Below are 238 nucleotides of genomic sequence, written 5' to 3' on the forward strand. Positions count from 1 at the left end.
CGTTAATATGCGAACCACGGTTAGTTTGGTTTGGAAAATTAATATTAACCGCATCTGCCCACGGTTTTTGCGCTTCATCTTGCAACATTTTACCTAAGTAGTAACTGTTACCTAAAGCTAAATTACATAAACCTTCTTTAACGGCTTTCACTTGCGCACGATCATTTCCCTGCGGCTTACGCGCTAAATTAGCTTTTACACCTTCCAGCCATGTTTTAGTCTGGACTTCACCATGATG

The 238-nt window shown here is 40.8% G+C and carries 1 pseudogene; it reads right to left on the bottom strand.

The window, feature by feature from the left end:
• Nucleotides 1-238: pseudogene (locus SB765_RS33450) on the bottom strand (iron ABC transporter substrate-binding protein); the annotation flags it as partial.

This window comes from Pseudomonas sp. SIMBA_067, from assembly GCF_046534675.1.
Lineage (GTDB): Bacteria > Pseudomonadota > Gammaproteobacteria > Pseudomonadales > Pseudomonadaceae > Aquipseudomonas > Aquipseudomonas putida.